Consider the following 8331-nt stretch of genomic DNA (forward strand, 5'->3'; position numbering starts at 1 on the left):
AGACCTCCTCGGCATGCAGGATGGAAGTACGAAGGAGGTCGGGCTGCGAGGCGAGCGTGGGTGTGCTAACTCGCCTCTTCACCGCCTTTCAACGCGCCTCGCACGAAAGACCGTACAGCAGTCAGGATCTTGCGTACTTCTGCCGGATCCCCCGTCGCGCGCGCGAGGATCATCCCGCCGACCATGGCCGCGAGCGCACCTGTTGCCTCACGCGTTCGCTTGCTGCGTTGCGTGGCTTGACTGCGTGGGCCGAGCCATTGCAAATAGGCGCGCACGTTTTCGCCGCAGACAGTCCGCACTACGCCCTCGGCGCGCGAGACCGCGCCAAAGCGGGGGCTCTATGCCGCGATATCGCGAGCGTGCTCGTTGCTCGCGAGCGTCGGATACCATCGCTCGAAGCATGATCGCAACTGCTCATTCAGGACGGCCGTCCTTACCTGGAGAAGGCCTTGCGCATGAGCCGGTCGCCACGCCATCTGCTGCCGCTTCACAAAACGCTTGCTGACCACCTGGTTGACAGCCGACTCGACGAAGCTCGAGGTGATTGGCTCGCCATGACGGTAGCGGTCTCCGTAGTTCACGATAAAACGCTGGTTGTTCTCGAGGTAACCGATGAACTCCTCCAGTTTGGCCAGCAGCCTGGTTTCCTCTGGACTGCCATCCGTGGCGAGTTCCCAGCCCAGGCTTTCAAGCCGCTGCAGTGCCGGATAGGGGCAGCCGTGCCAGAGGTGCCACTTTGCACTGCGCAGCCCACCGATCAGCGTGTCGACACATGGCCGTTCGTCGCGGTCCGGTAACCCCTTGATCATCTGTTCGAGATTCTGCACCCGCATGGCGACGTGAAACCAGTCGAGTATCCTCTCGCCACAATCGCCAAAGCCGATCTGGGCACGGCGAACGGTGTCGCCGCCGTCGGACAGGAAAGTTACCGGCTGGTCCGCGCCGACGCCTTCCTGGGGTAATCGTACTTTTCGTGCGGAATCTGGCGGTAGTCGCATGCAGAGCCGCTCGCAGCAAGGCTCAGCGGCTCCACGGTTTTCGAGCAATCGCAGAATGTGCAAGTCATTGATCGATAAGGGGTTTCAGGATGAAACCGCCACGCGGTATTCGCCGGCAAGCTGGACGATGGCCTGCTTGAGCCCAACTCGCGCGGAGCCGAGCACGCCACCGGCCCCCCTCAAGCTGCTACTGCATTAGAACTGGTGATTGATACCCACCGTTGCGGCGAACTGGCTACGGCTCGACGCAGCAGATTGCTCGCCAATGTTCGCCGTCGCAGTGACGACCTTGCCGCCGTTGATCGTCTGGCCGTTGGCTCGCTGATACGCCTCCAGCACATAGATCCTGGTGCGCTTGGAGAGGTTATAGAGCTGGGTCAGGTTGATCTGCTGATAGCTAGCCGCGTCCTGCACGCCGTTGGCCTGCGTCGCACGGGGTGTAGCTATAGCCGGCAGCCAGGTCCCACGCCGCAACCGGCTTGTAATGCAGCACCGTGCCGCCCGTGTTGAAGATCGCGGTTGTCGAGAAGCCCGAGTTGGGGCCCGCGATGTATTGCACGTTCGAATACGACGCCGAGACGTCCCACTGCGAGTTGAACTGATAGCCGCCCGTCACAGCAAAGCGCTGCTGCGCCGCCGCGTTCTGATAGCCGTTCGTAATGCTCGACTCACCCTGCTCACCGGTGCCCGAATTGGCCGTCGAGTTGGCGCTCCAGGCGCCACCGCCGCTCGTCGCGTTGTTAAAACGCGCGAAGCCGACGCCAATACCGGCGGCACCCGCCAGATACTGTGCACCGACGCTCCACGACGAACCGGAGTTGAAGGCACCTGCCACGCCGCCCAGCGCGTACATGCCGCTCATCTTCAGACCGCCAAACGAGGGCGAGGTGTAGACGAGTGCATTGTTGACGCGGTAGTCCGTATCAAGCGCGTCAAGGTCGCCCGGATGGGCACCGAAGGCGCCAGTCAGCCACGGGGTCGGGCCATACTGCGCGAGCATGTTGTAGTACGCCGTGTACTGGCGACCCGCCGTGAACGTACCGTAGGTGTTATTGGTCAGGCCGACCCAGGAAGCACGGCTAAACATCAGACCGGACTTGCTCTGTGCGCCTGTGTCGATATTGAAACCCTCTTCAAGCTGGAAGATCGCCTTGATGCCGCCGCCCAGGTCCTCACTCCCCTTGAAGCCGAAGCGCTCGCCGCCCCACACCCCTTCGAACATCTTGACCACCGATTTCCCGCCCGTGGTCGCGCCAGTCGTGGGTGCCTGGCTGCTCAGATAACCGAATCCGGTATCCAGCACTCTCTACAGCGTCACGCTACTCTGCGCAAAGGCTCCGCCCGTAGCAAACATGGCTGCCATGCCGGCGAGCGCTACGGTGGCTTCCTTGTAACGTTTCATCAAATCGTCCCTTCTTGTTGTTGAGAATTCGCTTTGAAACAGTGACACGCGGGTCACCATGCTGATCACTCGGACTTGTTCTTCATGCCTGGCAGTGCCTCACCAGCGCCAAATGGTTCTGCAGCAGTCTCGCTATTGGCACGACACTGCGATCGTCATCGTTTGGGATGATTCCGATGGCTGGTACGACCACGTCATGCCTCCGCTCTTGACCCCGTCGGCGACCAACATCGACTTCCTGTTCGGCCCCGGCAATTGCGGCACGCCGCAGCCCGGTGCCGACGCCGCGCGCTGCGGCCTTGGACCGCGCCAGCCTCTGCTGGTGATTTCGCCTTGGGCGAAATCGAACTTCGTCGATCACACGCTGACTCATCAGACCTCGGTGCTTCGTTTCATCGAGGACAATTGGAAGCTCGGGTTCATCGATGGCCCAGTTGCTCCGCCCGCAGGTACGGGATCCGTCGACCGGTATGCAAATTCACTCGACAACATGTTTGACTTCAAACGCGAGCCGAATATGCGTCCTCTCATCCTCGATCAGGTCACCGGAGCGATCGTCAAGGGTGACTAGCGACAACGGCAGGCGCCACAACTGAAACGACTGCACCACGACAGCTAGCCCCGGCGCAGGCATTGCCTGCAGCGGGGTTTCGCACTTGGACGTTCTACCTGAGTCGAGTGCCACTGTTGACGGTCTGGCGGCGAACGGCTGGTCTCCCGCCTTCGAACTAAGGCTATGCTGAACAAGCGGCTGAATTTGAGACGTCCTCGCCATGTGTGGGTTGATTAGTCGTCAAGTCATGCATATTGAGCCCGGGCCTCGTCGTCCGCAGGCTCGTCAATGGCGAGCGAATAATCGATGAACAGTTCTTCGCCGGGTGCGATTGCCCGCAACGCGTGAATGAAGATCCGACCGTCGTCTTCGATGGCCTCGCAGTTAGAAGGGGGCCGTACCGCAGGAATGCGGTACGGCTACCCGACCAGGACCACCGGGCTATCAAGCGCCGTAGCCGGCCGATGCTCGGGTTCAAGACCTTTCGTTGTGCCGCATTTTGCTGGGCGGTATCGAGCTCATGCGCATGATTGCGAAGGTGCAGATGAAAGACAGTGATAGCACCCAAACTCCCGCCGAGCAGTTCTATTCGTTGGCGATGTAAGCATTCCTCATCATGCCGATCCCGTTCGCTCTGTCTTCCTTATCGCGACAAAACCTTCTGAGACAACCCATCAGGTTCGGACTGTCGTGCATTTCCATGTGGGGGGCGAAACCTTCCAATTGGGATTGTCGCACGCATCCGTCGCCAGATCGCTATGGCACTTGTCGAAGCGCTAGCGTGAGGGGGCGGCATGCTGCGCCCTTCGCGCTCCGGGCCGGTTCCTTAACCCATGTGCAACCGGCCGTTAAGTGAGAAATCTGTGAGCGGCCGCATAGAGTCCGACTAGCGGAACGTGTCAGCGGCCGCCGCCATGTCCGCCTCCGCCTCCATGCCCGCCTCCATGTCCGCCATGTCCACCATGTCCACCATGTCCGCCGTGCCAACGGTCGCCGTGCCAGTGATAGGCGCCCCAACCGCCGCAGTCGCCCCAAACACTGCAGGTCGCATGCTCCGGTCCGTAGACGGGATAGCCGTACACCGAATCGTACTGCTGGGCGTATCCATATCCTGGTGCTACGGCGCAACCACCCAGGCTCGCTGCCGCAGCGACGACCGCAATCAACTTAAGCACATTTCTCTCTCGAATGATGCTGACGGCGAGCCGTGAAAAAGGTCGGTCACCGTCGTTGCTAACAACAAAAAGTTCGGAAACGCCTGATGCGCTTGGATACTGTTCCGAATGCGCCAGCAGACGGGCCGGGCAGCGTTAATTCCTCGGGCGAACAGCTACATGTAGCCCTTTGGAATCACTCAATTGGTTCCTTTGGAAGCTTCTTTCACTGCAGCATCGTCTGGATGCGCGAGTGCATAAAGCTCCTTGTTCCTTGCGATGGTGGCAGCGCTCGGAGGATACTCATACCGCTTGTTCGGCAACAAGCCATCGCGCCAGGCCTGAACAATTTCCTCGTGCACCTGCTCCCGGGTTTTGCCCTGACTGGAGTGCGTTTCTTGCGCCGCAACCATGCCTGTTGCTGTAAGGGTCATTGCCCCAAACGCGACTGCTTGCCATCTCATCACCTTCTCCTAAATGTGCACGTCGATACAGCGGTAGGGCAAGTTGGGAGAGATGTGCCTTTCGCACGGATGAACGCGAGATTACAAAAATGTTATGAATGAGAATACTTGTTCCCGTCTTTGGACTAGTAATCCAAAATGAATCCGGGCCGGAAGATGCCAAACACCGGAGACAATTGCCCCGGAACTTCTCACGAACTGATATGAGTAATATTGCACAACTCTCTCTTCACCCGCGTACGCTGGATACGGCCGAGGGCCGCGCAAAAGAGGTCCTAGAAAATGCCTTCCGACAAACTGTCGACATCTCCAACATGCATGCCGCCATGCCCAACTCGCCAGCGCTACTGGACACCTATCTGCACGGCTACAACCTTTTTCGCAAGGAGTCCTCGCTTACAAGGGTCGAACAGGAACTGGTATTTCTCGTGATTTCGCGCGTGAACGAATGCACTTATTGCATGGCCACGCACAGCATGATCGCGGACGTAATATCGAGAACCCCTGCCCAGACTGTGAACGCGATCCGGGCCGATGGCATGATCGACGATCCGAAGCTGCGTGCGCTCGCTGAGTTCACCCGGACGATGGTGGTCTCGCGCGGACGGCCGTCCGAAGAAGACCTTGACGCCTTCCAGGCCGCCGGATACACCGAGCAGAATGTCCTTGACATCATTCTCGCGATCGCAGTGAAAACGATCAGCAATTACACCAATCACCTATTCCATACCGACGTAGACGAACTCTTGAAGGTATGCGCATGGATATCACCGGCGCCAGAGCGCCGAGAACCGACGTCGTGACCCACGCGGTGCAGAGCGTCACGGCTATTTCTTCACTTTGCGTGCCGCTTGAGCTTCGCGTACGTCGTGAACCCCGCACCTCAAAATGGCGAGAGCGTAATTTCCCGGTCAGCGTCCAGACAACGCGCGGTTGCGACAATTCACGTGCGGAATCTGTGTTGTCGGATTCGCTCGCAGACGTGGAGAAAGCCGATCCTGCTCGTTTAGAGACGAACTCAGGCGTCTTTCTGATACCCACTCGTTTTGCGTTGCCGACTCTGCGAGTTCTTCTTGTTGAAGCGAAAGACCGGGATGCGAGGCGGATCGTATCGACTTTGCGTGGCCAGGGCTACGCTGTAGACCGCGTCCATGATGGCATCGAGGCAGAGCTTCTGCTATCGACCACGCGATACGCTTTGGTCTGGTCAATATGATTCTGCCCCGGGAGTCCGGGTCCGTCTCTCCTTGTATGGCTGCGTCGAGTCAATCACGACGTACCGGTACTGACTTTCAGGCAGGATGACAGCGCCGCAGATCGCGTCAATTCGCTCAACGCCGGTGCCGACGATCATCTCAGCAAGCCGTTCGACGTGCGGGAACCGGAAGCCAGATCAGATGAATGGCGAACAGGCGTGGTGAACTACGATACCGGCGCGAGTGACACGGTCGGTTCAACTGTCGTTGCGGATTTCCATGTCAACACTTAGCGGAGCAAACAATGCGGATTCTGGTCGTGGAGGACGAGCCGAAGACGGCCGCCTATCTGAGGAAGGGTCTCGAAGAGTCGGGGTATCTCGTAGACGTCGCGCATGACGGTTCGCAAGGGCTCTTTCTCGCTCAGGAGGAAGACTATGCCGTTATCGTCCTCGACGTCGTGCTGCCATGGTTGGATGGCTGGACTGTCGTCAAGACGCTGCGCACGACACGCGCCACGCCCGTCCTGTTCCTGACAGCCCGCGATGACGTGAACGACCGTGTACGCGGCCTCGAACTCGGCGCCGACGATTACCTGGTCAAACCGTTTGCCTTCGTTGAAGTGCTTGCGCGAGTACGCACGCTCGCGCGGCGCGGGCTGCTGCGCGACAGCGAACTGACGAGAATCGGCGATCTGGAAATGGACATCAGCCGACGGCGCGTGCGACGGGGCACTACACGCATCGATCTCACATCGCGTGAATTCTCGTTGCTGCAATTGCTGACGCGACGCAGAGGCGAAGTATTGAGCCGCACTCAGATTGCTTCGTACGTGTGGGATATGAACTTCGACAGCGACACTAACGTCGTGGACGTGGCTATTCGTCGGTTGAGAAGCAAAATAGACCACAATTTCCCGATCAAACTGATTCATACGGTGCGGGGCGTCGGCTACGTGCTGGAACTCAAGAAAACTGGCTAATGCGTAGCCAGTCGATCACCGCCACACTCGCCCTCGCCCTTGGCATCACCACCCTCGCCGTCTTCGTCCTGATTGGAAGTTTCGTGTACCGCGCGCTCGAAAGGCAAATCAGCGCACAGGATGACCTCAGTATCGTGCTTGCCGTTCGTCATGCGCGACGGCTTGTACAAGAGATCGAGACGTCCCGCGGCATTCGTGAGCATGCCGACCGGATCGCAAGCACGGTGTTTGGCAATCCGGCAATGTCGATGGAAGTATTTGGACCTGACGGGCACTTGGCGATCGAGCACAATCTCGCAAGCACGCGTGGCGCCTCAGCCACCGCCGACGTCAATTCAATTCGAACTCCGCAGCTGGCCGTCGCGCGGATTCCAACATCGGCTCGCGTCACCGAAGCGTCGATCGTGAACTGGAGCAACGGGAACGGCGCACCCATCAGAGGCATCGCCGCCGAGGCAAAGATGCGCGATGGGGAAGTGATAAGCATGTTGATCGCGCTCAACATGAGCGATCGCTATTGGGTACTCGATCGTGTTCGCGACAACCTGAAGATTTACGGAGCAATAGGCGTGGTCCTCGCAACGCTCCTCAGTTATCTGCTCGTTCGCGCCGCGATGCGGCCCGTGCGCGATATTGCAGCCAGCGCAAGCGAAGTCACGGTCAATCGATTGAATACGCGCATTGCTGTTGTGCGCGTACCGCGCGAACTCGAACCGCTCGTGGCATCTCTGAACGCGATGCTGGAGCGCATGGACCGTGGCTTCGGGCAGATTTCGCGCTTCACCGCCGACCTTGCTCATGACATGCGCACGCCGCTCAGCAACATGCGCGGCGCCACCGAAGTCGCGCTTGCCCGCCCTCGTTCTAACGACGAATACGAAACGCTACTCGCATCGAATCTTGAAGAGTGCGAGCGGCTCTCGCGAATGATTGAAAACGTGCTGTTTCTCGCCCGCGCCGAGCATCCGCAGTTCATCAAGCACATGCGCGTATTCGATGCCCGCGAAGGATTGACACGCATTGCCGAATACTTCGAAGGAGTCGCCGACGAAGCGAATGTGTGCGTGCGCGTGACCGGTGCTGCAACCGTCACCGCCGACTCCGAACTGTTCCGGCGCGCAGTCAGCAACTTGCTCGCCAATGCGATCCGTTACACACCCCGATGCGGTGAGATCGTTCTCGATGCAAGCGTAGTAAATGGCAATGTGCAGATCACCGTTTCGAATCAGGGCCAGCCGATCGCCCCGGAACATCTCGAGCACATTTTCGACCGCTTTTACCGTATTGATCCTTCGCGCAGCTCTTTGCCTTCTTCCGGTTTGTCGCAAGGTTCAGCGGGTTCGACGGGTCTGGGCCTCGCCATCGTGCGAACGATCATGGACCTGCACGGCGGCGTCGTTCATGCAGAAAGCGACGCGCACAGCACGCGCTTCATTCTCATGTTCCGGCGGCCTGGGTAACGGGCACCGAAGCAGCCGGCCCAACTCCCCCAGCACCCGGGCTCGCGGCAGCCGCTGCTGCGGCCACATCATGCGCCTGGTTCGAGCTAGCATCATGCCACGTCCCACCCAACGCCTTCAGT

At 59.3% G+C, this 8331-nt stretch carries 9 protein-coding genes and 3 pseudogenes; 6 read left to right on the forward strand and 6 right to left on the reverse strand.

The window, feature by feature from the left end:
- Positions 1-338 precede the first annotated feature (338 nt).
- The 3 genes and pseudogenes from P0D89_RS37580 to P0D89_RS37590 all read right to left on the reverse strand — a co-directional run.
- Positions 339-962 (reverse strand): annotated as a pseudogene (locus P0D89_RS37580) (ISKra4-like element ISBte1 family transposase); the annotation flags it as partial.
- Positions 963-1193: 231 nt separating this feature from the next.
- A pseudogene (locus tag P0D89_RS37585) lies at positions 1194-2301 on the reverse strand (porin).
- A 3-nt stretch (positions 2302-2304) separates the two neighbouring features.
- Positions 2305-2460, reverse strand: coding sequence for a hypothetical protein (locus P0D89_RS37590; protein ID WP_408366501.1), 156 nt, complete (start codon positions 2458-2460; stop codon positions 2305-2307).
- A gap of 52 nt (positions 2461-2512) precedes the next feature.
- On the opposite strand from P0D89_RS37590, the gene P0D89_RS37595 reads away from it, so the two are divergent.
- Positions 2513-2971, forward strand: a complete 459-nt coding sequence (locus P0D89_RS37595) for an alkaline phosphatase family protein (protein ID WP_408366503.1) — start codon at positions 2513-2515, stop codon at positions 2969-2971.
- A gap of 227 nt (positions 2972-3198) precedes the next feature.
- Here P0D89_RS37595 and P0D89_RS37600 read toward each other — a convergent pair whose 3' ends face one another.
- Positions 3199-3363 carry an SET domain-containing protein-lysine N-methyltransferase gene (locus P0D89_RS37600; protein ID WP_408366521.1) on the reverse strand — a complete coding sequence of 55 codons (165 nt, stop codon included), beginning with the start codon at positions 3361-3363 and terminating at the stop codon, positions 3199-3201.
- Positions 3364-3378: 15 nt separating this feature from the next.
- Here P0D89_RS37600 and P0D89_RS37605 point away from each other — a divergent pair.
- A pseudogene (locus P0D89_RS37605) lies at positions 3379-3557 on the forward strand (IS6 family transposase); the annotation flags it as partial.
- 282 nt (positions 3558-3839) lie between these two features.
- Here the strand turns inward: P0D89_RS37605 and P0D89_RS37610 are convergent.
- Together P0D89_RS37610 and P0D89_RS37615 are read right to left on the reverse strand one after the other, a co-directional pair.
- Complete coding sequence (locus P0D89_RS37610) at positions 3840-4004, reverse strand: hypothetical protein (protein ID WP_408378048.1); 165 nt, start codon at positions 4002-4004, stop codon at positions 3840-3842.
- 303 nt (positions 4005-4307) lie between these two features.
- The gene (locus P0D89_RS37615) at positions 4308-4571 is read right to left on the reverse strand and encodes a DUF4148 domain-containing protein (protein ID WP_408378051.1); all 264 of its coding nucleotides are present in this window, start codon (positions 4569-4571) and stop codon (positions 4308-4310) included.
- Between the two features lie 203 nt (positions 4572-4774).
- Here P0D89_RS37615 and P0D89_RS37620 point away from each other — a divergent pair, with 203 nt between their 5' ends.
- The 4 genes from P0D89_RS37620 to P0D89_RS37635 all read left to right on the forward strand — a co-directional run bounded on the left by P0D89_RS37620 (position 4775) and on the right by P0D89_RS37635 (position 8209).
- On the forward strand, positions 4775-5374 hold the full coding sequence (locus tag P0D89_RS37620) for a carboxymuconolactone decarboxylase family protein (RefSeq protein WP_408366509.1): 600 nt from the start codon (positions 4775-4777) through the stop codon (positions 5372-5374).
- Positions 5332-5787, forward strand: a complete 456-nt coding sequence (locus tag P0D89_RS37625) for a response regulator (RefSeq protein ID WP_408366511.1) — start codon at positions 5332-5334, stop codon at positions 5785-5787. The genes P0D89_RS37620 and P0D89_RS37625 overlap by 43 nt, the downstream gene beginning before the upstream one ends.
- A gap of 284 nt (positions 5788-6071) precedes the next feature.
- The gene (locus P0D89_RS37630) at positions 6072-6749 is read left to right on the forward strand and encodes a heavy metal response regulator transcription factor (RefSeq protein ID WP_408366513.1); all 678 of its coding nucleotides are present in this window, start codon (positions 6072-6074) and stop codon (positions 6747-6749) included.
- Complete coding sequence (locus P0D89_RS37635) at positions 6749-8209, forward strand: heavy metal sensor histidine kinase (RefSeq protein ID WP_408366515.1); 1461 nt, start codon at positions 6749-6751, stop codon at positions 8207-8209. Before P0D89_RS37630 ends, P0D89_RS37635 begins: the two co-directional genes overlap by 1 nt.
- Positions 8210-8331 lie beyond the last annotated feature (122 nt).

Origin of the sequence: Paraburkholderia sp. RL18-085-BIA-A (genome assembly GCF_046027075.1) — a bacterium.
Classification (GTDB): domain Bacteria; phylum Pseudomonadota; class Gammaproteobacteria; order Burkholderiales; family Burkholderiaceae; genus Paraburkholderia.

What these genes read in the sequence shown, in the direction of transcription:
- P0D89_RS37615 (WP_408378051.1), bottom strand. Translation starts at nt 4,571, where the DNA reads ATGAGATGGCAAGCAGTCGCGTTTGGGGCAATGACCCTTACAGCAACA.
- P0D89_RS37590 (WP_408366501.1), bottom strand. Translation starts at nt 2,460, where the DNA reads ATGGTGACCCGCGTGTCACTGTTTCAAAGCGAATTCTCAACAACAAGA.
- P0D89_RS37625 (WP_408366511.1), top strand. Translation starts at nt 5,332, where the DNA reads ATGGATATCACCGGCGCCAGAGCGCCGAGAACCGACGTCGTGACCCAC.
- P0D89_RS37610 (WP_408378048.1), bottom strand. Translation starts at nt 4,004, where the DNA reads ATGCGACCTGCAGTGTTTGGGGCGACTGCGGCGGTTGGGGCGCCTATC.
- P0D89_RS37620 (WP_408366509.1), top strand. Translation starts at nt 4,775, where the DNA reads ATGAGTAATATTGCACAACTCTCTCTTCACCCGCGTACGCTGGATACG.
- P0D89_RS37595 (WP_408366503.1), top strand. Translation starts at nt 2,513, where the DNA reads ATGGTTCTGCAGCAGTCTCGCTATTGGCACGACACTGCGATCGTCATC.
- P0D89_RS37635 (WP_408366515.1), top strand. Translation starts at nt 6,749, where the DNA reads ATGCGTAGCCAGTCGATCACCGCCACACTCGCCCTCGCCCTTGGCATC.
- P0D89_RS37630 (WP_408366513.1), top strand. Translation starts at nt 6,072, where the DNA reads ATGCGGATTCTGGTCGTGGAGGACGAGCCGAAGACGGCCGCCTATCTG.